Annotated in this window: 23 protein-coding genes; 7 read left to right on the forward strand and 16 right to left on the reverse strand. The window is 61.9% G+C overall.

All coding sequences use genetic code 11. The features are described 5' to 3' along the window. Nucleotides 1-11: 11 nt before the first annotated feature. Entirely contained in the window at nt 12-755 is a 744-nt protein-coding gene (locus AB6O04_RS02900; RefSeq protein WP_368562181.1) for a hypothetical protein, read from the forward strand. A gap of 423 nt (nt 756-1178) precedes the next feature. Here the strand turns inward: AB6O04_RS02900 and AB6O04_RS02905 are convergent, their stop codons facing one another. Next, nucleotides 1179-1592: an SRPBCC domain-containing protein gene (locus tag AB6O04_RS02905; protein WP_368562182.1), complete on the reverse strand. Its 414-nt coding sequence runs from the start codon at nt 1590-1592 to the stop codon at nt 1179-1181. A gap of 655 nt (nt 1593-2247) precedes the next feature. Between AB6O04_RS02905 and AB6O04_RS02910 the strand changes: the two genes are divergently transcribed. Then, nucleotides 2248-2418, forward strand: a complete 171-nt coding sequence (locus AB6O04_RS02910; RefSeq protein WP_368562183.1) for a YegP family protein — start codon at nt 2248-2250, stop codon at nt 2416-2418. Between the two features lie 277 nt (nt 2419-2695). On the opposite strand, the gene AB6O04_RS02915 is transcribed toward AB6O04_RS02910, so the two are convergent. Further along, nucleotides 2696-3568 (reverse strand): hypothetical protein, encoded by an 873-nt coding sequence (locus AB6O04_RS02915; protein WP_368562184.1) that lies wholly within the window; start codon nt 3566-3568, stop codon nt 2696-2698. A gap of 447 nt (nt 3569-4015) precedes the next feature. On the opposite strand from AB6O04_RS02915, the gene AB6O04_RS02920 reads away from it, so the two are divergent. From AB6O04_RS02920 to AB6O04_RS02930, 3 genes are read left to right on the forward strand one after another with little or no spacing between them, the layout of a single operon-like run. Then, nucleotides 4016-4774: a MipA/OmpV family protein gene (locus AB6O04_RS02920; protein WP_368562186.1), complete on the forward strand. Its 759-nt coding sequence runs from the start codon at nt 4016-4018 to the stop codon at nt 4772-4774. A 27-nt stretch (nt 4775-4801) separates the two neighbouring features. Further along, nucleotides 4802-5488 carry a response regulator transcription factor gene (locus tag AB6O04_RS02925; protein ID WP_368562187.1) on the forward strand — a complete coding sequence of 229 codons (687 nt, stop codon included), beginning with the start codon at nt 4802-4804 and terminating at the stop codon, nt 5486-5488. Further along, nucleotides 5454-6815: a sensor histidine kinase gene (locus AB6O04_RS02930; protein WP_368562188.1), complete on the forward strand. Its 1362-nt coding sequence runs from the start codon at nt 5454-5456 to the stop codon at nt 6813-6815. Before AB6O04_RS02925 ends, AB6O04_RS02930 begins: the two co-directional genes overlap by 35 nt. Before the next feature lie 70 nt (nt 6816-6885). Here AB6O04_RS02930 and AB6O04_RS02935 read toward each other — a convergent pair whose 3' ends face one another. The 14 genes from AB6O04_RS02935 to rlmE form a co-directional block, all read right to left on the reverse strand. Continuing rightward, complete coding sequence (locus tag AB6O04_RS02935) at nt 6886-8679, reverse strand: hypothetical protein (protein WP_368562190.1); 1794 nt, start codon at nt 8677-8679, stop codon at nt 6886-6888. A 439-nt stretch (nt 8680-9118) separates the two neighbouring features. Further along, nucleotides 9119-9547, reverse strand: coding sequence for a VOC family protein (locus AB6O04_RS02940; RefSeq protein ID WP_368562191.1), 429 nt, complete (start codon nt 9545-9547; stop codon nt 9119-9121). 170 nt (nt 9548-9717) lie between these two features. Further along, nucleotides 9718-11259 (reverse strand): M20/M25/M40 family metallo-hydrolase, encoded by a 1542-nt coding sequence (locus AB6O04_RS02945; protein ID WP_368562192.1) that lies wholly within the window; start codon nt 11257-11259, stop codon nt 9718-9720. 70 nt (nt 11260-11329) lie between these two features. Then, nucleotides 11330-11917 carry an alpha-ketoglutarate-dependent dioxygenase AlkB gene (locus AB6O04_RS02950; RefSeq protein ID WP_368562194.1) on the reverse strand — a complete coding sequence of 196 codons (588 nt, stop codon included), beginning with the start codon at nt 11915-11917 and terminating at the stop codon, nt 11330-11332. Between the two features lie 603 nt (nt 11918-12520). Then, nucleotides 12521-13813 carry an adenylosuccinate synthase gene (locus tag AB6O04_RS02955; protein ID WP_368562195.1) on the reverse strand — a complete coding sequence of 431 codons (1293 nt, stop codon included), beginning with the start codon at nt 13811-13813 and terminating at the stop codon, nt 12521-12523. A gap of 420 nt (nt 13814-14233) precedes the next feature. Continuing rightward, nucleotides 14234-14419 (reverse strand): DUF2065 domain-containing protein, encoded by a 186-nt coding sequence (locus AB6O04_RS02960; protein WP_368562196.1) that lies wholly within the window; start codon nt 14417-14419, stop codon nt 14234-14236. A 121-nt stretch (nt 14420-14540) separates the two neighbouring features. Further along, nucleotides 14541-15404 carry a protease modulator HflC gene (gene hflC / locus AB6O04_RS02965; protein ID WP_368562197.1) on the reverse strand — a complete coding sequence of 288 codons (864 nt, stop codon included), beginning with the start codon at nt 15402-15404 and terminating at the stop codon, nt 14541-14543. Beyond that, nucleotides 15401-16537, reverse strand: coding sequence for an FtsH protease activity modulator HflK (hflK, locus tag AB6O04_RS02970; protein ID WP_368562198.1), 1137 nt, complete (start codon nt 16535-16537; stop codon nt 15401-15403). Before hflK ends, hflC begins: the two co-directional genes overlap by 4 nt. Nucleotides 16538-16656: 119 nt before the next feature. Next, entirely contained in the window at nt 16657-17955 is a 1299-nt protein-coding gene (gene hflX / locus AB6O04_RS02975; RefSeq protein WP_368562199.1) for a ribosome rescue GTPase HflX, read from the reverse strand. 313 nt (nt 17956-18268) lie between these two features. Further along, nucleotides 18269-18544, reverse strand: coding sequence for an RNA chaperone Hfq (gene hfq / locus AB6O04_RS02980; protein WP_337342948.1), 276 nt, complete (start codon nt 18542-18544; stop codon nt 18269-18271). Between the two features lie 125 nt (nt 18545-18669). Then, nucleotides 18670-19623, reverse strand: a complete 954-nt coding sequence (gene miaA, locus AB6O04_RS02985; RefSeq protein WP_368562202.1) for a tRNA (adenosine(37)-N6)-dimethylallyltransferase MiaA — start codon at nt 19621-19623, stop codon at nt 18670-18672. Nucleotides 19624-19801: 178 nt separating this feature from the next. Continuing rightward, a complete protein-coding gene (gene folP / locus AB6O04_RS02990; RefSeq protein ID WP_368562203.1) occupies nt 19802-20701 on the reverse strand; it encodes a dihydropteroate synthase in 900 nt (299 codons plus the stop codon). 452 nt (nt 20702-21153) lie between these two features. After that, nucleotides 21154-23073, reverse strand: a complete 1920-nt coding sequence (gene ftsH, locus AB6O04_RS02995; RefSeq protein ID WP_368562205.1) for an ATP-dependent zinc metalloprotease FtsH — start codon at nt 23071-23073, stop codon at nt 21154-21156. Between the two features lie 63 nt (nt 23074-23136). Next, nucleotides 23137-23769 (reverse strand): 23S rRNA (uridine(2552)-2'-O)-methyltransferase RlmE, encoded by a 633-nt coding sequence (rlmE, locus tag AB6O04_RS03000; RefSeq protein WP_368562206.1) that lies wholly within the window; start codon nt 23767-23769, stop codon nt 23137-23139. Nucleotides 23770-23871: 102 nt separating this feature from the next. On the opposite strand from rlmE, the gene yhbY reads away from it, so the two are divergent. Continuing rightward, on the forward strand, nt 23872-24177 hold the full coding sequence (gene yhbY, locus AB6O04_RS03005; protein ID WP_368562207.1) for a ribosome assembly RNA-binding protein YhbY: 306 nt from the start codon (nt 23872-23874) through the stop codon (nt 24175-24177). Between the two features lie 41 nt (nt 24178-24218). Further along, a complete protein-coding gene (locus AB6O04_RS03010; protein WP_368562208.1) occupies nt 24219-24605 on the forward strand; it encodes an Mth938-like domain-containing protein in 387 nt (128 codons plus the stop codon). Nucleotides 24606-24652 lie beyond the last annotated feature (47 nt).

Here is a 24652-nt window from a genome sequence, read left to right on the forward strand (position 1 = left end):
AGGAGACCGACATGAGTCAGCACCCTGCACCGCTGCGCGTGGCCATGTGGTCAGGACCGCGCAATATTTCCACCGCCATGATGCGCGCCTGGGAAAATCGCGGCGATTGCGCCGTCAGCGACGAACCGCTGTATGCGCACTATCTGGATCACACCGGCCTGGACCATCCCGCACGCGAGGAAGTCATCGCCGATGGTGAAACCGACTGGCGGCGCGTCGTCACCTCGCTATTGGGGCCGGCACCTGGCGGTGCAGCGGTGTGGTACCAGAAGCACATGACTCACCATCTGCTGCCCCATATCGATCACGGCTGGATCGCGCAGCTGCGCAACGTGCTGCTGATCCGCGACCCGCGCCAAGTGGTGGCGTCCTATGTCAAATCGCGCGCCAACATCACCGCGGACGATATCGGCCTGCCGCAACAAGTAGCGTTATATGAGGAACTCAGTCAAGCCGGCGCACCGCCGCCCATCATCGACGCTGGCGATTTCCTGCGCGCGCCCAAAACGCACCTGCGCGCACTCTGCGACTGGCTGGGCATTCCCTATACCGATCGCATGCTGCACTGGCCCCAAGGCCCGCGCGACAGCGACGGCATTTGGGCACCGCATTGGTACGCACACGTATGGGAATCGACCGGCTTCGAACCGTTGGTGGAAAAAGAGATCACGTTGTCAGGCGCAGCGGCCGAAGTGGCAGAAGAATGCCGCCAGCATTACCAGCAGCTGCATGCGTTGCGGATGCGCCTAACCTGATCGGCGAATCCGCGCCCCCGGTAGCTGCCCAGCGTGTGCGATGAAGAGCGCCGCAGCGCGACCAGATGGCGAACAACCGCAGCACACAGGACGCCTTACACGGAACCCCCACACCCCCAGGTGCAGCCTTCGGCCTTATCCAGGATGCTTGTTCATTTTGATGAGCCGATTACGCGGAATATCCGGCTCACTCATACTTTCCACGCTGTCCAATCTTATCTGCCAGGTGCCGGAGCTAACTCTGATCTAAATCTTTACCTGGAACAATAATCTACCGTCATCCCGGCGAAGGCCGGGACCCAGTGCCTTGCGATCCGGATGGACAACAGTCTCTAGGTCCCGGCTGCGCCGGAAACGCTTCTCAACAGCCGAATGGCTGGTCATGACGAATCTGCCATAGCCGACTCGCCGAGTGTCCCCAACTCAAGCCTTCGCTTCCACATACCGACCAAAGTTGTCCAGGATCGACTGCCAGCCCTCACGCTGGTACTCAACCGGGTTCTCCAATTCGGCATCGAACGTTTCCCTCACCAGAACGCCATCGGCGCGCTCTTCGAACTCGACCTCGACCTCACGGCCATCGCCCATCCGGTAGCCGATCGCCTTCTGCGGATCGACACGGGTGAAGACACCCTCGAAATCGAAACCCGCGCTGCCATCTTTGGCTTCCATCCGCGATACGAACCTACCGCCTTCGCGCAGATCGACCTCGCTGCGGGTCGTATGCCAAGACTCGTGCGGGGAGTTCCATTGCGTGATGTCTTCCGGGTTGTTCCAAGTGTCCCAGACCTTTTCCAGCTTCGCGTTTACCACCGTCTCAATCGTGATCTTTTCCACAATCGTCTCCTTTAGCGCCCACAAGCGGACTTACCCATACGTCGAACGAACAGAATGAAAATCGACATCCCATTCGCCCTTGGACGCGAAGCGTAATCAATGAAGCGGGACTTGGCGACCGTATGGCATAGGGTGGGGCCAGGTCCACCGAATGAACAACGCCACGCAGAGCGGCGCCTTCCCACCGAATGGATTCAAGAACAACCAGACGGCCCAAACAGCACCGTAGGATGCGGTAAGCCGCAGGCGCACCGCATCGTTCGCGTCCGGACGGGACGAAATCCTTTCGTGCCGCAGCTACTCGCGACCGATGCGGTTCGCTTCGCTCACCACATCCTACTCAGTCGCCTTCAACAACCAAGCCCGTACGAAACGCTCCTCGTAGAGCGTAGCTTGCTGCGCTGCTCTTGCTATTCAGACGACCTGACGGACTTCGCGCCCGAACAGCTTGACTCGCAGCACTTCAATGGCCCCGTGCAGCGCCGAATAAATCCAACTTAGTAAATGCATTTACTAGAACCGCTCGATTCGCGTTCAAACCAACATCCATGGCCGGTTCTCTCCTCCCTTCCCGGTATACCCCTATGTCCCCTGGTGGTAATGGGACACCAACAACACCTGCGCCGGATATGGCGCCCAGCAAGGGAGTGGACTCATGTACTTCAAGCTTTATAGGGACAAAGAAAACCAATGGCGTTGGACACTACACGCCGTCAACCACAAGAAAATCGCCGACTCCGGCGAAGGCTACAACAACAAAGCCGACTGCGAAGCCGGCATCGACCTGGTCAAGTCGGCCAATGGCTCGACACCGGTGAAAGAATAGTTCCTGGGTGTTTACCCGTTGTGCGATAAGGCGGCCCCGCCCCTGCGGGGTCTCCTTCGCGTGACCTCCAAGTGCGTAGTGTGGTTCAAATCCACGGCGTTCCTTCCCAAAATACAAGCCGGCAAGAGCATGCCCGGCGTATCAGCTTGCGCCGACTACACCATGTCGATGTCGTTGAGGATCACCAAGGTTTCTCGCGGAGGCCAAGGACATGCGCCAGCAGTGATCTCAACGCACTGCTGGCGTCGGAAGTTGGCTACTGCACCCGCGTAACCAATCAGTAGCAGTCAACAAACCCCTGGCAAAACTCAGGATGCGTATCGCACCCATAGACATAACCCACGCCGCAATCACCCAGCCCGAAACTTTGGGTGGCGTCGGCGAGCTGGAACAGGAACCGCATGGGTTGGTGGCAGATCAGGCATTTCGGGTCATGGGTGGACGAGATGAGCGCCGGCGCGTCGCCGACCAGCACTACATCTTCCAAGCGGATGTCTCCGGCTTCGGCGTGACCGGCCAACAGCTTCAGCAGTACCGGTGCTGGGTACGCGGTCAGACCCGCTAATTTGGATTCAAGGCCGGGGACTTCCTTGATGAGCTGCTCGGCCAGATTAAGGTCCGCGCCGTGCCCGTCATCCGCTGCGGTGGGTATTGCTACCGCTTGCAAGCCAACAGGTTCCACCGCGGTGCTCGTGGGGTCGGTCTGGGGAACCAGTTCGTCAAGGTGGGCACCGCTATAGCTTCTGACCAGCAGTGCTTGCTGCACCATGTACACAACGATCAGGCGGCCTTCCCAGGCTTTGCCTGCCACGGCAGGAAGCGGCAATTGCAGCAGGAACTTACCCGGCTCACCGTCTTCGCCGGTGGGCCAGGGTTCGCCAGCGCGCGCTAGCGGCTGACCACCGATACGCGCCAGTGACGACGGGGTGGCGGCGGTGCTGCGCAGGTACAGGACTCTGAAAACACCAGCGCGTGCATGCTGGTCGATCATGACCAAGATGCCGGCCCGGGTCGGCCCGTCGATCTTTTCGAAGTCGATTGCCGCTTGCCTGCGCCGCTTATTGCCAGGCACCGAGAACAGCCAGCCGATACCCACCAGCACGATGAGCCCCGCCGCAGTAACCGCTGTCCAGAACAAGATAGGATTCATGCCGCTCCCCCTGCGGACATTGGAGTGGTGGCGCACGCCGCCGCTCCAGATGGATGTCGATACCGGATCAGCGTCCTACCCTCCCCTCCAGCACTCGCCTACGCGGCAATGGTAGCGCGTTCGCCGGGCGTGGCCTGCCAAATAGCGGGCGGGTAGCCGGCTCGGTCGGCAAAAACCTCACGGGAACGAGAGTTGAAGAAACCAACCCACGCTACGCACCCATGGGTTAGCGGTTGGGTTCGGGCTTTCTTTAGCGCCGCCGCGCGCCGCAGGAGGGGCAGGAATAGGTGGCGGCGTGCTGTGCACGCATCGGATAACCGCACCCGTGCCGTTGCGAAGGGGCAACCGCAGGACGCCCCGTAAACGGCAGCGGCTTTCGAGATGTAAGTCGGATGTAAGGCGGGCCTGGACAGACTGCGCGGACTTCCCCCACACAGGTACTCCGTCATGAAGAAAGCGTGCTTGATCACCGCATTGTTCGCTATCTCCTGCTCCGCGCCGGCCATGGCCGAAGAACTGTTCCCCACCACGCAATCGCTGGGTCCGACATGGGGCCTGGGCATCGGCACGCTCTACGAGAATGAGGGCTATGCCGGTGGTTCGACCGAAGCGGAACTGATTTCGCTGGTGTTCTATCAGGGCAAGCGCCTCCGCATTCTGGGCCCGCAGGCCGAATACCAGCTATGGCAGGGCGATGCATGGAGCGCCAGCTTGCGCGGCGAGTACCGGTTCGACGGCTACGAGCCGGACGAGGAAGCTTTGTTCGAAGGCATGGCGGAGCGCAAGGCCAGCCTTCACTTCGGCGGCGAAGTGAAACACAGCGCCGACTGGGGCGATACCACCGTCGAGTTCCTGAAATCGGCCAGTGCGAGCAAGGGCTATCGTGCCTCGGCCTACTACGCGTATCCCTTCCAAGTGGGCAAATGGACCCTGATGCCGAAAGTCGGCATAGAACGCTACGACGCCAAGTTCACGAATTATTATTATGGCGTCCGAGCCAACGAGGCGACCGAAACACGTCCGTACTACGACGCCGGCGGGAGCACCAACTTCGACGTCGGCATCGATTTCCAGCGCGCTTTCGGTCGGCATCTTCTGCTTGGCAGCGTCAAGTACCGTGGTTTCGGCAGCGCCATCAAGGATAGTCCGTTGATCGAAGACAGCGGTTCGCCGCGATTGGCGCTGGCGTACCTTTACACGTTCTGATGCGAGGGATGGAATCGGGGATAGTGCATGCGGATAGGTGTCGTCGAAGACAACGAGAGGCTGGCCGGCATCATCCAGCACGCACTGGTACGCAGCGGTCTTCCGGTGGACGTGTATGCCAACAGTCGGACGGCGCAGTACGGATTGAAACAGCACGACTATGCCGTGCTGATCGTCGACCGCGGCTTGCCCGATGGCGACGGACTATCGCTGATCAAGAAGCTGCGGGCGGAGGGGAATGGCATCCCCTGTCTGGTGCTGACAGCGCGGGATGCGATCCATGACCGCGTCGACGGCCTGGAAAATGGCGCCGACGACTACCTCACCAAGCCGTTCGCGCTGGAAGAACTGGTCGCGCGGGTCAAGGCGATGCTCCGCCGCCGCCAACAGGTCGCGCCGCTGTCGTTCCAGATCGGGAATCTCTGCGTGGACATCGGCGCCGCGCGCGTCAGCGTCGATGGCAACACCATCAGCTGCACCTCGGGAGAGTTCCGACTGCTGTCGGTCCTGGCCGAACGCAAGGGCGCGGTCATGTCGCGCAACGAGCTGGCCGACGCTGCCTTCGGACCGTTTGCCGAACTCACCGCCAATACCGTCGAGGTCGCCATCCACCGCTTGCGCCGCCGGCTGCGGGATGCGCGTTCCCGGGCCAACGTAATCAATCATCGAGGAGTCGGGTATGCGCTTTCCTTGGTTGCGGCCGAAAAGCCTTAGAGGACGACTCTTCCGCGACACCCTGCTGGCGTTCCTGTTGGCCTCGGGCTTCTATGTGGTGGTCCTGCACGAAATCTTTCGCGAAGGATCCGACCTGATGGTGCGCGACGGGCTGACCGGCCAGGCCGAAGATCTGGCGGACGCGTTGCGTTTCGATCCGGATGGCAAGCTCGGCCTGGATTTACATCAGCCGATGAAATGGGGCTATGACGCCTACTTCCAGAACCTGAAGTACCGGGTATTGGACAGCAACGGCAAGGTGCTGTTTTCATCGGACGGCAGTTCGGTTGCGCTAACCCCGCCGGGAAAGCCGCTGCGTCTGGGCGACGACTATTTCCAGACCGGCGACGGCATGTACGTGGCGACGTACCCCACGAAGACGCAGGCTGGCCAGTTGTATATCCAGACGGCCCGCAGCGATCGCTTCTTTGAGTTGACGGCAGAGGCGATGTTGCCGGTGGTGGTGGAGACCTCGACGGCGGTGGGAGCGATTGCGCTGGTGCTGTTCGGCGTCGTCATCCTGGTGGGATTGAAGTTCTCGCTTGCGCCGGTGCGCCGCGCATCGCGCGATGTCGAAGCGATCAGCTCGCAGAACCTCTCCACGCGCATCTCCACCCGCGACATGCCGGTGGAGATCAGGCCGATGGTGGACGGCATCAACCGCTCGTTGGGAAGAATAGAAGACGCCTTCCAGGTTCAGCAGCGCTTTCTTGCCAACGCGGCGCACGAATTAAAGACGCCATTGTCGATCCTGCGTGGGCAGTTGGAGATCCGGGTGAAACCCGAAGAACGCGCGGCCATGCTTTGGGAGATTGACTCCATGGCGCGCACCGTCAACCAGTTGCTGCAGTTGGCGGAAGCTTCCGATATCGGCAGCTATCGCTTCGAGCGGGTCGACTTGGCCAACGTGACGCAAGAGGCGGTGGCGCTGGTGAGATCGTTGGCCGACGAACGCATTGTCGATATCGAACTGAAGACCGCGTCGCCGCCGCACGACGTGCGTGGCGACCGTGCGGCCATCCAGGTCGCGTTGCGCAACGTGCTGGAGAATGCCATCCGCCATTCGCCGCAGAAAAGCCTTGTCGAGCTTCGCCTCGACGGCAACGCGGTCTCCGTTCGCGATATGGGCGCAGGGCTGAGCCAAGACATCGTGCCGCATCTCTTCGAACGCTTCTGGCGGCTCGACCGTTCCGGCTCGAGCACCGGGCTCGGGCTTTCCATCGTCAAGGAAATCATGGACGCCCACCACGGCGATGTGCATGCCGGGAACGCACAGGACGGACCTGGCGCCCTTTTCACATTGTGTTTTCCCAGGGCTTCCGACTAGGTGCTTCCAACCCTTCCAGCTCCAGCGAGTCGCGAGCGGAAACATCCTCCGACATCGGTACTAGCGCGCTTCAGCGCAACCAACCAAGACTCTCGGGCGATCCATCCGGATGCGCGAACCCACGCACGCGGTTGTAGCCGTTCGGACAGCTCTCGCCTTGCGTGTGCGAAGTCAGCGTTGTGCGCAGCCACGTCACTCGTTCACGGAAGCAGCTGCCGGCGCTGTCGTTGAAATAATGGCTGCGTGCGCCGTACCAATTCCTGCTGGTATCGGTCAGCGCATCATACGAACGACTGCCTGCAAAGTTGGCGTACAGCCGATTGGCATAGGCGCCCTCCGGACGATAGAACGCACGTTGTTGATGGTGACCCTGAATTATGGAGGTTCTGGCACTTTCTATGTACGAAAGACGGTCGTCGGTGGTAACGACGCCGCCGGTGGCCTGGTAGTCGATCTTGAGCGGATAGTGGTAACGCTCCTTGTCCAGGCTCAAGACTTGGGTGCCTTGTTGGCGCAGGCTGCTGCGGGTGGTAACGCTGACGAAGTCCAGATTCTGCGCGTAGGTGTGACGATCCAAGTTGGACATATCCTCCACCCGCACCAGCTGCGCGTTGGTCAGGACGTGCTCATGCTTGACCCGGCTGTCGATGCGTCCGCGCGACGTGTTGACGTAGCCGGCGATCTCATACTGGCGTCGGTAGTGATTCTCTACATCGCCATGCAGCATGTCGCCCTCCTGACGCCACTCGTTGCGTACCTCGGTCGATTCGATCGGCATCGGCGCCCAGGGATCTCCCGTGGCCAAGGTATTGGCGGTCACCGCCCCGGTGACCTGTTGAGAGCCGTGATCCAGGTAAACAAGCACCTGGCTCAATCTAGAACGTCCCTGGGCTAGAAAATCCACGTAATTGTCTATGGCACCGATTCCGTGGATAGCGCCATCGCTCAGCAGAGCGGCGAATGGCGTGATATCCACGCGAACCGGCATCAAGTTGATCGATTGCGGTGTGGGAACGGGTATATCGACGCTGTGTGGAAAGCGAATATTCAAATTGCTGTTCAACCAGGGATACAGGGTTGCCGCACCTGCTGGCTGCCCGTCGACAGTGACCACCACGTCGCGATAGGTGGGACCTTGGCAGCCTTGTGCATTGTTTTCTTGGGGATTGTAGTTGTCCCCTATGGCGGCGGGCGTGGAGAGGAGTATCGGGTAGTCAGCGACCGCCGACCTGGGCACGCAACTAAACCAGGTCGTAGTCTCCGGCTGCAGGTACATATCTACATAGACACGCTCGACATTACGCGGAAAAGTCCAACCGTAGCCGCCGGAATAAATCGCGTCGGGTACATCCGGAGCGGGCTGGATAGCCGTTGCCGGGTAGAAGATCAAGCGACCGGTGGCGATGGCGGATGCACAGATGACGCAGGGAAATCTGTAATAGTTGTCGGTATTTATCGCGAAGCCGAGGCGCGGGACGTAAAACAAGGAGGAGTAGTCGGTAACATCGCGTTCCACCCGCCACTTCGCCGTACCTTCGTTGATTTGCGGCGTGGCTACCATCAGCTCGATGGCCCGCTCGGGATCGCGGCTCTCGTCACTCAGCGAGATCATTATGTTATCCAGCGCGGCGTAGTACGGCGGTATGTCGTCATCGGGGCTACTCAGATCGACGCTCAGGATGACCTTCGCCCACGGACCAGGACAGCTGGCAGGCGGTGCGTACTCGAACGCTTCGAAGTAGCCCTCTTCGCTGTAGTTATCGATTACCAAGTCTGTAAATATTTCCACCACACAAGGAGTGATGCCAAGACGCGGCACGCGCGGCTCCACCGATAGCGTGTTCATGGGTGGCGCGGGGGTCATGGCGCTGGCGCTTTCCTGTGCCACTCCGGGTGGCGAACCCTCGGCAAGCGCCCCCACTGCTGCGACAGCACCACCTACCAAAAACGCCCAAGGGGACCGCTTCCGTGTCTTCATATGGACCTCGCTTCGACGAGGCATCGCTCGTCGGATCTACCGTGCCTGCGGATGCAACGGGCGGGAGTATTCAGCCGCGCACGTGATTCGTGCGTGATTCGGGAAGGGAAAAACCATCTTTGTCCGTGCCGTTTGTCGGACGGTCGTCAGGCGGATGCGACAGGCTCCGCGGGAGAGGCGGACCGTTGGTTCCTTAATTCGCGATAATGCTCCGCGCTGATCGTAGAGCGGAGCTTGCTCCGCTGCTCTTCGCCGGATACTGGCTTTGCATGTCCAAAGCAGCGGAGCAAGCTCCGCTCTACGGGGAGCGCTGCGCGAATCAATGCTAGAAGGTCACTTTCACCGAAGGCGCGCTTCGTTGTGCTTCGCCGTGATAGACGGCTTCGATGTTATTTCCATCTGGGTCCAACACGAACGCCGCATAGTAGCCGGGATGGTATGGGCGCTCGCCGGGTGCGCCGTTGTCTTTACCGCCGTTGGCTAGTGCGGCTTTGTGGAATGCGTCCACCATGGCGCGGTCTTGCGCTTGGAAAGCCAAGTGATGACGGCCGGTCAGTTCGCCCTGTGCCGCTTCGCTATCCGCGGTGGAGAAGAATAGTTCGTCGGCCCAGAAATATCCGTCGCCAGTGCCACCCATCGGCACCTTGAGCACATCGAATACGGCTTGATAGAAGGTTTGGCTCGCGGCTAGATCACGCACGACCAGTTGGAGATGATCGATCAAACGGCCGCGGTGTAATTCCTGCGTTTCCATGCTGCTCTCTCGAAAAAAGAAGAGCGCACTTTATAGCAGCGAGCGACTGTGGCTGCCATCACAGCGTGTTGATCCGCAGGATTGCATTGCGCGTAGCATCAGAGAAGCGGAGCAAGCTCCGCTCTACGGAAGCGATTTCTACCTCTTGTTTGGATGGCTGAAAATTCTGCTCAGTTTGCAGCGGCCGGCCCGCTCGTCGTGCTTCCCAGTTCGTACAGATAGTCGACGTACGACATCACTGCACCGTCGAAGCCCTGCACTTTCGGGTTGCTCGATTCGATCAGGAAGAATTCGTCGGGCGCGTGTGCGCCGCCACCATGGCCGAGACCGAAATGGCCGGAGGGCAACGACAACGGCGGCTGGGTAAACACGAAGCCGGGGTACGAACCCGCCAGTCTCGGCCACAGCAGCGGTTCAACGCCGCTATGTTGCAGTACAGCCAATTGCGCCTGGATCAAGCGCGACTTGGCATCAGTAGTCGTCGGGTCGTAGCCGCCGCTGACGTTGACAGCGATGTCGCCGTAACCACGCTTGACCAGGTGCGCCTTCAACGCCGCGACCGCACCGTCGCGTGTCATGGGCGGCACCAGTCGGATATCGATCTTGGCCACGGCGCGATACGGCAGGATGGTCTTCCCGCCTACGCCGGTGTAGCCGCCCACCAGGCCTTCGATGTTGACTGTTGGCTGCGAGACCAGACGCTCATTGGCCTTGCCCCATGGCAGATCGTCGATCCAGCGCGGCACGCCCAGCGACTTCCTAGCCGTGGCTTCATCGCGGGCGGCCACCGTCTTGGCGATCATGGCGCGCTCTTCCGCGGTCAGCGGCAACGGCTTGGGGAAGCCATCGATGACGACAGTGTTCCCGTCTTCCGAGACCAGCGTGTCCAATGCCTTGACCAAGCGCCATGCCGGACTGTCGACCATCGCTTTCAGCGACGAGTGGACGTCTTTCGCCGGGCCTCGGCCCCAGGCATTACCGTCGGCGATCAGTTCCAACTCGACGATACCCTTGGCACCGAGGTTGACGGTCACGGACCCGTCGGGTGCCTGTAGTCCCATCGGCATGAATACGCCGATGCTTTTCATCAATGCAGCCTGGATGTCCGGCCGCAGCACCAGGTCCGCAATGTTCGGCGAGCCGATCTCTTCTTCGCCCTCAGCGACCAGGACCAGGTTCACCGGCATTTTCTGCTTGGCATCTCGGATGGCTTGCAGGGCTATCAGAAATGCCAACTCCGGCCCTTTCTGATTGGTTGCACCGCGGCCGACCATCGCCTTGCCCAAGCCTGGCTTGTCGATGATGCGCGCCTCCAGCGGCGGCGAAGACCATTCCGCTGGATCGTACTGTTTCACGTCATACATAAAGTACACGCCGACAGTAGTCGGTGCGCCCGCATCGAGTGTGGCGAACACCCCTGGCTTGCCTTTCGTCTTGACGATTTCGACGTGCTGGAAGCCTGCTTCGCGCGCCAGCTTCGCCATGTATTCGGCACCCTGCTTGGCGTTGAGGTCTTCCGCCGCGATCGAAGGTAGCGCAATCCAGTCCTGAAGCGTTTTCACCGCGGCGTCATGACGCTGCGTAACCTGCGCTTGGATCGCTGCCCGGTCTGGCTCGGCACCGTACGCCGCGCCTGACGTTACCAGGGCCAACAATGCGGCCGTTGCCAGCGCGCCACGATGCGCATGCCGACCGAAACCCGATGCTTTCATACGCCGCTCCGCTGCAGTGGTGGTGGTGCGAGTCTAGCCTGGGAATGGCCAGGGTGGATCGTCAAGGCCCCTACTCCGCATACCGCTCAGGCCTGACCCGGAATACCGCACTCATCCGCGGCCCCACTGCCTTGGCGGTTTTTGGAATTCCATGCTCATGGGTGAGCTGCGAGGCATGGCTCATCACCAACAAACTGCCGGGCTCAAGATCGACGCCGATGGCGCGGCTGGCGCCGCTTTTCGCACGTATGTTCATCCGCCGCGCATTGCCGAGCGATAGCAGCGAGATGGGAAAGCCAGGGAGAATGGTGTGCAGTTTATCGTTGTGCATCGCCACGCTGTCGCGGCCATCGCGGTACATGTTCAAACCCACTGCGTTGTAGGGCGCCGGCGCATGTGTCCGCACTATCGCCAGCATTTCTCGCAGCGGCAGTTTCGCTGGCCACTCTTCGATGCGGTAGGAGGCGAGCAGCCGCGGCACATCCACAACCCGGTCGTACATGGGGCGGCGTTGCGCTTGCCAGGCTGCGTTGTCTCGCAGTGCTTCGAACCAATTCTGTGCGCAGTCCGCGTCCACCACATCAGGCCAGTAGCGGATGCCGCCTTCGGCATCATCCACCAGGATTCGTGGTGTGTTGGCGGGAGAGAACAGGTCCATGATTCTGGATATGGGGGTGGGTGATGGCGGTGACCAGCGAGCCGGGATTGGGGATTTTTGAAGGGTTAATGCGTTGTCCTTAACTCGTACTATGAGTATCGGGAGTCTCGTCACTTGATAATCATTCTGCCGGTCGAGTTAATCAGCTCAGTGAGCAAAACGTAGAATGGGCCGAGCGTCGCTACCCCATGTTGCGTCGCGGTATCGGGGCTGATGGATGTCGCTTCGCTCGACCCATCTAAAAACTGTGGCATCGGGCGTCTCTTCACTTGATGATCGTTCTGCCGCTCCTGTTGATCGGCTCCGTTCGCCCCACCCCAACCCTCCCCCGCAAGCGAGGGAGGGAGCTGGTCACGCAAACAGCGAGCTTCGCCGCAGCGCATGTATCGGACTAGCCAACGCTGGATCAGGATGAAACGAAAAAGCCCCGCTTGGCGGGGCTTTTCTTGAGTAACGCCAGAGCAGCGTGTGGGCCAGGGCACTTAGCGAGTCGGCCGAAGCGGGGACAAGAATGCGGGTGAACCACTGAACATCCAAACCTGCAATGACTTCGCCGTACCCTCACCCCCCCAACCCTCTCCCGGAGGGAGAGGGGGAAGAGGCCTACGCAAATGGATCCTGCAGGACCATGGTGTGGTCGCGATCCGGGCCGGTGGAGACGATGGCCAGCGGGCTACCGGACAGTTCTTCCAGCGCGCGCAGGTACGCGCGGGCGGCGGGCGGCAGCTTTTCCCATTCGGTGATGCCGTGGGTGTTCTCGGTCCAGCCGGGGAACTCCAGATACACGGGTTCGCATTCGTCCCAGCCCTGCGCATCCAGCGGGGCGTATTCGGTTTCCTTGCCGCGGTAGCGGTAGGCGATGCACATCTTCAGCTTCTCCATGCCGTCCAGCACGTCCAGCTTGGTAATGCACAGACCAGAGATGCCGTTGATGGCGACGGCGCGCTTCAGTGCCACGATGTCGATCCAGCCGCAGCGGCGTGGCCGACCGGTGGTGGCACCGTATTCCTGGCCGCGGTCGCGGATGCCCTGCCCGACCTCGTCATCCAGTTCGGTCGGGAACGGTCCTCCGCCGACGCGCGTGGCGTATGCCTTGGCGATACCCAGCACGTAGTCGATGGCGTCGGCACCCACGCCGGTACCCGCCAGTGCGCCGCCTACGGTGGTGTTGCTGGAGGTGACGTAGGGATAGGTGCCGTGGTCGATGTCCAGCAGCGATCCCTGCGCGCCTTCGAACAGCACGCGCTTACCCTGCTTGCGCAGATCGTGCAGGATGCCGGCCACGTCGTACTTCATGGGCTGTACGTATTCGCCGAATTCCAGCGCTTCGTCCAGGGTCTTCTGGAAATCGACCGCGTCGGCGTTAAGGTACTTGGTCAGTACGAAGTTGTGGTAATCCAGCGCCGTGCGCAGCAGTTCGGCCAATTGCTGCGGGTAGTGCAGATCGGCGATGCGAATGCCGCGGCGCGCCACTTTGTCTTCATAGGCCGGGCCGATGCCGCGGCCGGTGGTGCCGATGGCCTTGCCGCCGGCGGCTTTTTCGCGTGCCTGATCCAGCACGATGTGGTACGGCATGATCAGCGGCGCGGCCGGGGAAATCTTCAGGCGCGAACGTACTTCCACGCCGTTGCTCTCCAGCTCTTCGATCTCCTTGCGCAGCGCGGCCGGCGAGATCACCACGCCGTTGCCGATCAGGCACAGCGCGTCTTCGCGCAGGATGCCAGAGGGAATCAGGTGCAGCACGGTCTTCTTGCCACCGATCACCAGAGTGTGGCCGGCATTGTGACCGCCCTGGAAGCGCACCACTGCACCGATCCGCTCCGTCAGCAGATCGACGATCTTGCCCTTGCCTTCATCGCCCCATTGGGCACCAAGAACGACGACTGACTGACCCATTGCGCAAGCTCCAGAAAAGTTTGTTGTAGGGCGAATGTGGATGCGGCGGGCCACTGTAGTAGCAGCCTTTGGCAGCATGGTCGCGACTTACGTCGCTCCTACAAGTCGCCCCGTAGACACGGAAAAAGCCGGAAGGGTGCGGCTCTTTTGAGCTGGCCCATCCGGCTTTTGTGCATTATCCGGGTTTCGGGTGGCTGGGGCCACCCCTGCGGGGTATTCCGGCGCGGGAAGTGCGGAATGGCCGTCATATTCATCGGGAAAGCTCCTGTAGGAGCGCCGTCCCGGCGCGAGCTCTTCGCTGCCATGGCGATCTGATGGGAAGAGCTCGCGGCGAGACGCAGCTCCTACCGGTCAGAGCTGCTCCTACAGCGGGAGGCAGTCCTCGGCCTGGCCCGCAGCATCCGACACGCCTACTTTGGCTTAGTGTCGCACCCACCACAGCGCCAGCAGGCCTATTGCCAGGATCAGGCCGCCGAACGTCCGCAGCTGCCCGTTGGGCAACAACAACAGTTGCTCGGCGGCGCGCTTCCAGCCGCCAGGCGCCACGAACAGGAACAGGCCTTCCAGGACGGCAACCAGGCAGAGCGCGGCAATCAGTTCTTTCATGGAAGAGCCGGGAACGGGGAATAGGGAACCGGGAATAGAGGTTGGCTGACAGCGGACATAGGACTATCCGCTGCGGGGAACCATCATTCCCGGTTCCCCGTTGCCTGTTCCCCGTTCCACCTTACCTATCGCTGCGCAGGTACTGCAGGAACGGATCGTCGCGTTCCAGCACGATTACGCCGTTGCCGTCGGCGAACGAACTGCGGTAAGCCTCCAGGCTGCGCTGGAACGCATAGAACGCGGGATCGCGATTGGCCGCTTCGGCGTAGACGCGCGCCGCGGTGGCGTCGCCTTCACCGCGCAGGCGCTGTGCGTCGCGCTCGGCCTCGGCTACCAGTACCGTCTGGTCGCGGTCGGCTTCGGCGCGGATCGTACGTGCCTGCTCTTCGCCTTCGGCGCGCAGACGGCTGGCCACCTGTTTGCGTTGTGCGCTCATGCGGTTGTAGACGTCGGTGATCACCTGACTGTCGGTGGGCAGGTCGATCTGCTTCAGCCGGATGTCGGTGATATGCATGCCCAAGGTGGCCGCGCCATCGTTGATGGATTTCAGCTGCTGGGCGATGACCTCGTTGCGGTCGCCGGAAACAAGTTGCGTCAAGGTGCGCGCGTTGATTTCGTTGCGCAGCGAATCGGTGATGATCGGCGCCAGGCGCGCATTGGCCAGCTTTTCGTCACCGCCGGTGGCGCGATAGAACGCACGCGCGTCAGAGATGAAGCCGATGGCGAAGAAGTCGATGCTGACGTCCTTGCGCTCGGACGTCAGGTAGCGTTCCGCCGGGGTTTCCAGCACTTGAAAACGGCGGTCGAAGATCCTTGCCGATTCCACCAGCGGCCACTTGAAATGCAGGCCGGGCTTGATATCGGCACGTACGACGCGACCCAGGTTGAGCACCAGCGCGGTCTGATCCTCGCGCACCACATAGACCGAGCCCAGCAGGGCCAGCAGCGCGGCCACGGCGACCGCCACCAGTACGGACATTTTCATCGTTCTACTCCTTCACGGCCGGTCGGGCGGGGACTGCGCTCCGCGCTGCGGATCGAAGACGATGTGCTTTCCACCGTCGGCATCACCGCTTCCGGCGGCAGCACCGGGGGCGCGGTTGCCGTGGTCGCGGCACCGGCTTGCGCCGGCATGGGCACGTAGATCAGCTGGCGGCCATCGCCGCCCACCACCTTGCGGTTGCCGGCCAGCACTTGCTGCACGGTTTCCAGCCATAGGCGCTTGCGGGTGACGTCAGGCGCGTTCTTGTACTGCTCCTGCAGCAGGCTGAAACGTTCCGCATCACCAGTGGCTTTGGCGATCTTGGCGGTCTTGTAGCCTTCTGCCGTGGTGCGCAGGCGCGCGGCTTCACCGCGGGCTTCCGGCACCACACGGGCAGCATAGGCCTGCGCTTCGTTGACCAGGCTCTCGCGAACCTGCTGGGCACTATTCACTTCATCGAACGCCGGCTGCACTTCCGTTGGCGGACGCGCGTCGGGCAGGTTCAGTTCGGTCACGACCAATCCGGTCCGGTAGGCGTCCAGCGATGCCTGCAAGCGCTCTTTCGCGGATGTGGCCAACGGGCCGCGAACGCCCAGCACGGTGTCCAGATCGGAACGGCCGACCTGCTCGCGCACAGCGCTTTGCGAGGCCTGCTTCAACACCTCATCGGCATAGCGCGAACCATACAGATACAGCTTGGGATCGCCGACGCGGTACTGGACATTCAACGACACGGTGACGATGTTCTCGTCGCGCGTCAGCACCGGTACCGTGTTGCTGAAGGTTTCGATCTTGGTGGCGTTGACCTTGGTGACGCTCTCGATCGGCCATGGCCATTTGAAATTGGGACCGGGTTGCATCACGCGGGAGAACTGCCCGAAGCGCAGCACCACGCCGCGCTGCTGTTCGCCGATCAGCTGGAAACTGCTGAACAGGATCAGCAAACCCAGGCCGATCGCGACCCAGCGCAGCGGATTGCCACCGCCGCCTCCGAGCATGCCGCGCAAGCGGTTCAACAGATCGCCCGGACCATTCCCGCCACCACCGCGCGGCTTCCACGGGTTGCGCTTGCCGCCATTGGAACCGCTGTCGTTGTTGCCAGATCCGCCGCCACTACCAGGGGTGTTCCAGGCCATGCCCACTCCGTATTAAATGATTCCCGCGGGGCAAAGCCCGGTGCGGGTCGATTCTACTAGATGACGCTGCCCCACCCGCGGACCAAATACCGAAAACGGGCTACGGCCAATAACTCGCTCTATTCGTGCTCAGCCGGCGGCGGCAACAGCGACTCCAGCGGCGCACCACCCGCCTCCGCCGATAGGCGGCGGGCGTCGGTCAGCGGCAAGTCGATGGTGATATGCCAGCCGGCTTCGTCATGCCGTTCCTCGCGCACTGCGCCCATCGCGTGCAGCCTGGAACGCAGCCGTGCCGAATGTGCCGGTAGGTGCAGCTCACCGTTGACGCGTTCCAGTCCCAGCCACTGCCCGAGCGCGTTTTGCAGCATATCCAGGCCGACGCCGTCACGCGCGGACATCCACACCCGCTGCCGGCTTTCGTTGGGCTCATCGTGGCGTGATTGCGCGCCCTCGATGCGATCGATCTTGTTGAACACCAGTATCTGGGGAATGTCGCCCGCACCGATTTCTTGCAGCACTTCATCCACCTGCGCAATACGCTCTTCGCGAAGGGGATCGGCCGCATCGACAACATGCAGCAGCAGATCGGCTTCGCGCGCTTCCGACAATGTGGAACGGAACGCTGCCACAAGTTCGTGCGGTAGATCGCGAACAAAGCCCACGGTATCAGCCAGCACGACGCTGCCACCCGACATATCCACCCGGCGCACGGTAGGGTCCAACGTGGCGAACAGCTGATCAGCCGCATAGGCGTCGGCGCCGGTCAGCGTGTTGAACAGCGTCGATTTACCCGCGTTGGTGTAGCCGACCAGTGCGACCCGCGGCAGTTCGCTGCGGACACGCGCGCGGCGCATCTGGGTGCGCTGCACTTCCACTTTCTCGAGGCGCTTCTGCAACTGCTCCACGCGCTTTTGCAGTAAGCGACGGTCGGTTTCCAGTTGGGTTTCACCCGGGCCGCGCAGGCCGATGGAACCGCCTCGCTGGCGCTCCAAGTGGGTCCAGCCGCGAACCAGGCGCGTGGCCATGTGGCGCAGTTGGGCGAGTTCCACCTGCAGCTTGCCTTCATGACTGCGGGCGCGCTGGGCGAATATGTCCAGGATCAGGCCGGTGCGGTCCAGCACCCGTCGCTCGAGGAATTTCTCCAGGTTGCGCTCCTGGCCGGGTGACAAGGAAAAGTTGACCAGTACCAAGTCGGCGCCGGTGGCGTCAGCGGCGGCCTTCACTTCTTCCAGCTTGCCGCTGCCGATCAATGTCGACGGGCTGGGCTTGTCGATACGCGCGGTCAGCAGCGCCGCCACGCTGGCGCCGGCTGAGCGGGCCAGATCGGCGAACTCTTCCAAAGCACCATCGTCAGGCGGGCCGCCGGCGTGGGGTTGAATCAAGAGCGCGTTTTCGCCCTTACGGGATCTCTCAAACATGGATCAAGTGTGGGGGCGGCGGCGGGATTTAAAAGGGCCATCCGTAACGGGTAGCCATTTGGGCAGGCCCATGGCTGGGGCCCGACTAAATTACAGTCGGTCCGCCTGTCTGACGGGAGCGGAGCTTCGGATAAGACGTGTGTAGGAGTGGCGTCCCGCCGCGAGCTCTTCGCCCCTATCGCGACCTGGCAGGAAGAGCTCGCGGCGGGAAGCCGCTCCTACCAAAGCTGTTCTTCCTCGGCCGTCGGAATGTCAGGCTCGGACGGCAGGATGCGGCAAAAGCGTGGAAAGTCGCGGAGGAACCGCCAGGCGGCTACTCGTTCTCTTCTTCGCCCGTGCCGCCTTCTTCGCCAGGCTGCACATAGCCGCCGCCAGGCCCCACGCGCACATTGCGCGCCGGCACCACGGTGGAAATGGCGTGCTTGTAGACCATCTGGCTGACGGTATTGCGCAGCAAAACGACGAACTGGTCGAAGGACTCGATGGTGCCCTGCAGCTTGATGCCGTTGACCAGATAGACCGAAACCGGCACACGCTCGCGCCGTAGTGCGTTCAGGAAAGGATCCTGCAAGGATTGTCCCTTGGACATGTGGTGCTCCCGCTTAATTGTTCTTATAGATATGGGTGGTCTTCATAACCGATCCGGATACGGCATCCAACTCCCCTGCCGTGGTTCCGGGCCTTGATGTTACACAACATCGGGCGCTTGACTAGTTACCGGCTTCCCAGAAAGAGAGGCAGCGCCTGAGCCAGCGCGTCCGCTTGGTCCGTGGGATCGAACCAGCGGGCGTCCCATTCGCCTCTCAACCAGGTCAGCTGCCGCTTCGCCAGTTGCCGGGTGGCAAAGATGGCGCGGTCGCGGAACTCTTCCCGGGAAACCGCCCCATCCAGATACTCCCAGGCCTGTCGGTAGCCGACCGCGCGGATGGCGGGCAGATCCAGCGGCTTCGCCACCGTCCGTAGTTCGGGCAAGGCGCGCAGTTGCTGCACCTCATCCAGGAAGCCTGCTTCCAGCATGGCATCGAAGCGCTGTTCGATACGGGCATGCAACACCGCGCGGTCACGCGGGGCCAGCACGAGTTTGAGCACCCGCAGCGGCAGTCGGTCCCGCTTGGGTTCGCGCTGCCATTCGCTGATGGGCTTACCGCTGAGCCGAAACACCTCCAGCGCGCGCTGGATGCGCTGGGGATCAGTCGGCTTGATCTTGACGCCGGCGACCGGGTCTATCGCGGCCAGCTCCGCATGCAACGCGGGCCAGCCGCGCAGCTGCGCATCGGCGGTAATCGCTGCGCGCAGGTCCGGATCGGCTTCGGGCATGGGCGCCAGCCCTTCCAGCAATGCTTGGAAGTACAAACCGGTGCCGCCGGCCAGGATCGGCAGCCTGTCTCGGGCCACGATGTCGGCGACGGCGCCGCGCGCGGCGATGGCGAATTCTGCCGCTGAATACGGCTGCCAGGGATCGCAGATATCCATCATGTGATGCCGCACCCGCGCCTGCATCGCGGCATCCGGCTTGGCTGCTCCAATGTCCAATCCGCGATAGACCAGCGCGGAATCGACGCTGACGATCTCACCGCCGAATCGCTCAGCCGTTTCCAGCGCGAACGCAGTCTTGCCTGAAGCGGTAGGCCCCATGATGGCGATGGCGATTGGGCGTGAGTCGAGCATGGAAGGTGCGGCGGCGGCGAGCACGAAGAGCGGACAGCTTAGCTTGATAGATGGCCTATCCGGGTTGAGCGTGCGGAAGCGAACTCAACGTGTGGGAGTGGTGACGGCATGCCGTCACCGGTGAGTCGCGACGTTGATGTTTCCGGTCGCGACTGACGTCGATCCTACAGTGACATTTTCAGTCGTCGTCCGGCCAGCGAATGGTGGGGGTTGCGGAAGCCGCCCGCGGCATCGGCACCGCCGCCACTGCATTCCACACTTTCAACGCGTCCACTGTGGCAGCCACGTCGTGCACGCGCAGTATCTTGGCGCCGCGCTGGGCTGCGATGAGATGCGCGGCAACGGAACCGGATAAGCGTTCGGCCGCCACATCGCGACCGGTGATCTCACCAATGCTGCGCTTTCTCGACAAACCCGCCAGTACCGGCACACCGAGTTCGACGAAGCGCTCCAATTGCGCAAGCAAGGTCAGATTGTGCTGGGTGTTTTTCCCGAAGCCGAAACCCGGGTCGACAATGATGTTTTTCTTGGCGATGCCTGACATTTCCGCCGCGAAGATTCGCTCGGCCAGGAAGCGGTGCACTTCGCCTACTACATCGTCATAGCCGGGCGTTTCCTGCATGGAGCGCGGCTCCCCTTGCATATGCATCAGCACCACCGGCACATCGAGCGCGGCGGCGGCTTCCAGTGCGCCTTCGCGGCGCAGCGCATAGACATCATTGATCATGCCAGCCCCGGCTTGTACCGCGGCGCGCATCACTTCTGGTTTGGAGGTGTCGATGCTGATCGGTAGCGAAGTTTCCTTCGACAATCGTTCGATCACCGCCACCACTCTGCGCAGCTCTTCTTCCAGCGGCACGGCTTCCGCGCCAGGACGAGTTGATTCGCCGCCGACATCCAGTATGTCAGCGCCTTCATCGGCGAGCTTCCGTCCGTGAGCGACCGCCGCCTCCCATGTGTCGTGCGCGCCACCATCGGAGAACGAGTCAGGCGTGACGTTAACAATGCCCATCACCCGCGGGCGGTCGAGCTTGAGAATGCGCCCGGCACAATCGATCTGAGGGATGGTATCGAACATCTTCAGGCCCTTGCGAGTGGACAGGAAATCATTATGTCCGACATTCCGCGGCCGCTACCACGAAGACCAGACAGGAGCGGCCTGCAGTCTGTGTAGGAGCGGCGTCCCGCCGCGAGCTCTTCCTGCCAGATCGCGATAGAAGCGAAGAGCTCGCGGCGGGACGCCGCTCCTACAAAGGCTTTGATCGTGGCCGGAGCCGCTGGCCATGATTGAAGGAGGAGTCATCACCTCTTTTCATTCCCGCCGGCATCGATCGCTAGTCCGAAGGCAATGCCCATCGCGATGTTATCCATCGCCGCGCCCATGCCCGCGCCGATCGCGACACCTGGCGCGATGCCCAGGCCAAGGCCGGTTTTCTGCTTCGGTTATCCGGGTTCGTTCATTGGCGCCTCCACAAAATAAAAAGGCCAGAGCGAACTCTGGCCTTTTCGATTGATGGCGGCAAGCTGCCATCAGGTCTGCGCAGCGGGTCCACCGATGGGTGGCAGTGGCCGCGATTCGGGCTTGTCGTTGGACTTGTTCCACCCCATCGGCGGCGGCGGATCGCGGCCGTCCATGATGGCGTCGATCTGCGGCACGTCGATGGTTTCGTATTCCAGCAACAACTTGGCCATCGAGTGCAGCTTATCCAGGTTCTCGGTGAGTATCTTGGTTGTGCGCGCGTACGCCCTTTCCAGGATGCTGCGCACCACTTCGTCGATCTTGCGCGCGGTGTCGTCGGAGACGTTCTTGTGCTGCGTGACCGAACGGCCCAGGAATACCTCGTCCTCTTCCTCGCCGTAAGCGATCGGGCCAAGCTCGTCCGACAGGCCCCACTTGGTGACCATGTTGCGGGCCATCTTGGTGGCGCGCTCGATGTCGTTGGACGCGCCAGTGGTGACTTTGTCGGCGCCGAAGATCAATTCTTCGGCAACGCGGCCACCGTACAGGGAACATAACTGCGATTCGATCGCGGTGCGGTTGTAGCTGTACTTGTCGCCTTCGGGCAGGTACATGGTCACACCCAACGCGCGGCCGCGCGGGATGATGGTCACCTTGTAGACCGGGTCGTGCTCCGGCACCAGGCGACCGACGATGGCGTGGCCAGCCTCGTGGTAGGCGGTCAGCGTCTTTTCGTCTTCGCTCATGGCCATCGAGCGACGCTCGGCACCCATCAGGATCTTGTCGCGGGCGCGGTCGAAGTGATCCATGCGGACTTCCTTCTCATTGCTGCGCGCCGCGAACAGTGCCGCCTCGTTGGCAAGATTGGCCAGATCGGCGCCACTGAAGCCTGGCGTACCACGGGCGATGGTCATCGGCTCCACGTCGTCAGCCAGCGGCAGCTTGCGCATATGCACGCGCAGAATCTGTTCGCGACCTTTCACGTCTGGAAGACCAACCACTACTTGGCGGTCGAAACGGCCCGGGCGCAGCAGCGCCGGGTCCAGCACGTCCGGACGGTTGGTGGCCGCGATGACGATCACGCCTTCGCCGCCCTCGAAGCCGTCCATTTCCACCAGCAATTGGTTGAGGGTCTGCTCGCGCTCGTCATGACCGCCGCCCAGACCAGCACCGCGATGACGGCCCACGGCGTCGATTTCGTCAATGAAGATGATGCAAGGCGCGTGTTTCTTGGCCTGCTCGAACATGTCGCGCACGCGGCTGGCACCGACGCCGACGAACATCTCGACAAAATCGGAACCCGAAATGCTGAAGAACGGCACCTTGGCTTCGCCCGCGATGGCCTTGGCCAGCAGCGTCTTGCCGGTACCCGGCGGACCCACCATCAGCACGCCACGGGGAATCTTGCCGCCCAGGCGCTGGAACTTGGAGGGATCACGCAGGAATTCGACCAGCTCGCTGACTTCATCCTTGGCCTCATCGCAGCCAGCGACGTCGGCGAAGGTGATCTTTACCTGGTCCTCGCCCTGCAGCTTGGCGCGCGACTTGCCGAAGCTCATGGCGCCCTTGGCGCCGCCGCCGCCGCCCTGCATCTGCCGCATGATGAAGATCCAGAAGCCGATGATCAGCAGCACCGGCAGGAAATTCAGCAGGATCACGCCCAGCGAGATGCCGCTTTCGGGCTTGTCCCGGGTGATCTGCACATTCTTGTTGACCAGCACGTCGACCAGCTTGTCGTCCTGCGGGCCATAAACGACACCGCTGGTGCCGTCCTTGCGCTTGTAGTTGATCGCGTTGGTGACCAGGTTGCTGTCGTTGGTGAACTGCACCGACGATACCCGCCCGCCATCGATCTCCTGCAGAAATTCTGAATAGGTGATCTCGCTGCCGCCGGCAGCGCCGCCCAGACGGGGCGAAAAGCTCTGGAACACCACCATCAGCACGACGGCGACGACTACCCACAGCAGAAGATTCTTGGTCAAGTCGTTCATCCTCATTGACTCCGGTGTTCCCGTTTCATATTGCCCAGCAACCTTAAATTACATTTGGCTAAATTACTTCATCTGGACGCGTTTGCCTTGACCCAGCGCATAAACCTCCGGCGAACGCTTGCGCGAGGCATCCGGTTTCCGGATGACCACCCGGTCATAACGACGACGCAATTCACGCACGTAATCGTCAAAACCGGTTCCCTGGAACAGCTTGATCAGGAACGCGCCGTTAGGCTTCAGGTGCCGATCGGCAAAATCCATTGCCAATTCAGCCAGATGCATCGCCCGCGGCTGATCAACCGCATCCACACCACTCTTATTGGGGGCCATATCGGACAGCACAAGGTCCACTTGCTGGCCGTTCAACATGGCTTCCAGTTGAGATAGAACGTCATCGTCCCTGAAATCCCCATGAAGGAAGTCCACTCCGGCCAGCGGAGGCATTTCCAGGATGTCCATGGCCACGACGCGGCCTTTTTCTCCCAGGGCCTGCCGGGCGTACTGGGACCAGCCGCCGGGAGCAGCGCCCAGGTCGACCACCACCATGCCGGGCTTCAGCAGCCGGTCGCGCTCCAGCAGCTCCTCCAGCTTATAGGCCGCGCGCGAACGCATGCCCTCGGCTTGGGCTTTTTTCACGTATGGATCGGCGAAATGTTCGCGGAGCCAGCGTTGGCTGCTTTTGCTGCGGGTGGCCATGAGGTCTGGGTCTTCGCCGCGGTGGCAGCGAGGAGCGGTGAAGCCGTTCGGATAAGGGCGCCATGATACCCTGAACGCCCTTCCGGACCTGTACCGCAGCGCATGCCCCTCGTTTTGACCTCTGCCCAAACCCGCTTCCTGCGCGGCCACGCCCACGACCTGAAAGCGCTGTTGCAGATCGGCGGGAAGGGGCTGACGCCCGCTTTCGTGGCGGAGCTGGACCTGGCGCTGGAGCATCACGAACTGGTCAAGGTAAAGGTAGCGGCCGAAGACCGCGAAACCCGCGATGCGGTGATAGCCGAGCTGACCGGGCAAACCGGCGCCGCGCTGGTCCAGCGCATCGGCCATACCGCGGTGCTGTACCGGCCGAGCAAGGACCACCGGCAAATCGTCCTGCCGCGGGGCTGAGTCTTTCTTCCACCTTTCCGCCTTGGAAAGGAGCAAACCATATGCAGCTGAACCACGAACTGCCCGACTACGCCTTTGCGCTTCGCGCTGCCGATGGCCGCAGCGCTACGGTCAACGACCGCGTCCTGGAGTCCAGTTTCATCCTGTCGCCGGACCAGTTGATCGAGAACTGGCCGCCGCGCGACAGCGCCGGGTTGATAGCGGACGATCTCGCACCTTTGCTGGCGATGAGCCCGGAAGTGATCCTGCTGGGTACCGGCGAGCGCCAGGTGTTTCCTTCCACCGCGGTCATGGCCGCCTGCCTCACCCGCGGGATTGGCATTGAAGTAATGGCGAATGCCGCCGCAGCACGTACGTTCAATGTACTGGCGGGAGAAAGCCGGCGCGTGGTGGCGGGGTTTTTGTTGGGATCCCCGCCGGACGAATGAAGCACTTGTGGGAGTGGGGGCCGCCTGCGGGGGCCCCCCCCCCCACG

Source organism: Pseudoxanthomonas sp. UTMC 1351, assembly GCF_040948865.1.
Lineage (GTDB): Bacteria > Pseudomonadota > Gammaproteobacteria > Xanthomonadales > Xanthomonadaceae > Pseudoxanthomonas_A.

Coding starts and splice junctions, on each gene's coding strand:
- AB6O04_RS02900 (WP_368562181.1), top strand. CDS start 12: ATGAGTCAGCACCCTGCACCGCTGCGCGTGGCCATGTGGTCAGGACCG.
- AB6O04_RS02910 (WP_368562183.1), top strand. CDS start 2,248: ATGTACTTCAAGCTTTATAGGGACAAAGAAAACCAATGGCGTTGGACA.
- AB6O04_RS02915 (WP_368562184.1), bottom strand. CDS start 3,568: ATGAATCCTATCTTGTTCTGGACAGCGGTTACTGCGGCGGGGCTCATC.
- AB6O04_RS02920 (WP_368562186.1), top strand. CDS start 4,016: ATGAAGAAAGCGTGCTTGATCACCGCATTGTTCGCTATCTCCTGCTCC.
- AB6O04_RS02925 (WP_368562187.1), top strand. CDS start 4,802: ATGCGGATAGGTGTCGTCGAAGACAACGAGAGGCTGGCCGGCATCATC.
- AB6O04_RS02930 (WP_368562188.1), top strand. CDS start 5,454: ATGCGCTTTCCTTGGTTGCGGCCGAAAAGCCTTAGAGGACGACTCTTC.
- AB6O04_RS02935 (WP_368562190.1), bottom strand. CDS start 8,679: ATGACCCCCGCGCCACCCATGAACACGCTATCGGTGGAGCCGCGCGTG.
- AB6O04_RS02940 (WP_368562191.1), bottom strand. CDS start 9,547: ATGGAAACGCAGGAATTACACCGCGGCCGTTTGATCGATCATCTCCAA.
- AB6O04_RS02945 (WP_368562192.1), bottom strand. CDS start 11,259: ATGAAAGCATCGGGTTTCGGTCGGCATGCGCATCGTGGCGCGCTGGCA.
- AB6O04_RS02950 (WP_368562194.1), bottom strand. CDS start 11,917: ATGGACCTGTTCTCTCCCGCCAACACACCACGAATCCTGGTGGATGAT.
- AB6O04_RS02955 (WP_368562195.1), bottom strand. CDS start 13,813: ATGGGTCAGTCAGTCGTCGTTCTTGGTGCCCAATGGGGCGATGAAGGC.
- AB6O04_RS02960 (WP_368562196.1), bottom strand. CDS start 14,419: ATGAAAGAACTGATTGCCGCGCTCTGCCTGGTTGCCGTCCTGGAAGGC.
- hflC (WP_368562197.1), bottom strand. CDS start 15,404: ATGAAAATGTCCGTACTGGTGGCGGTCGCCGTGGCCGCGCTGCTGGCC.
- hflK (WP_368562198.1), bottom strand. CDS start 16,537: ATGGCCTGGAACACCCCTGGTAGTGGCGGCGGATCTGGCAACAACGAC.
- hflX (WP_368562199.1), bottom strand. CDS start 17,955: ATGTTTGAGAGATCCCGTAAGGGCGAAAACGCGCTCTTGATTCAACCC.
- hfq (WP_337342948.1), bottom strand. CDS start 18,544: ATGTCCAAGGGACAATCCTTGCAGGATCCTTTCCTGAACGCACTACGG.
- miaA (WP_368562202.1), bottom strand. CDS start 19,623: ATGCTCGACTCACGCCCAATCGCCATCGCCATCATGGGGCCTACCGCT.
- folP (WP_368562203.1), bottom strand. CDS start 20,701: ATGTTCGATACCATCCCTCAGATCGATTGTGCCGGGCGCATTCTCAAG.
- ftsH (WP_368562205.1), bottom strand. CDS start 23,073: ATGAACGACTTGACCAAGAATCTTCTGCTGTGGGTAGTCGTCGCCGTC.
- rlmE (WP_368562206.1), bottom strand. CDS start 23,769: ATGGCCACCCGCAGCAAAAGCAGCCAACGCTGGCTCCGCGAACATTTC.
- yhbY (WP_368562207.1), top strand. CDS start 23,872: ATGCCCCTCGTTTTGACCTCTGCCCAAACCCGCTTCCTGCGCGGCCAC.
- AB6O04_RS03010 (WP_368562208.1), top strand. CDS start 24,219: ATGCAGCTGAACCACGAACTGCCCGACTACGCCTTTGCGCTTCGCGCT.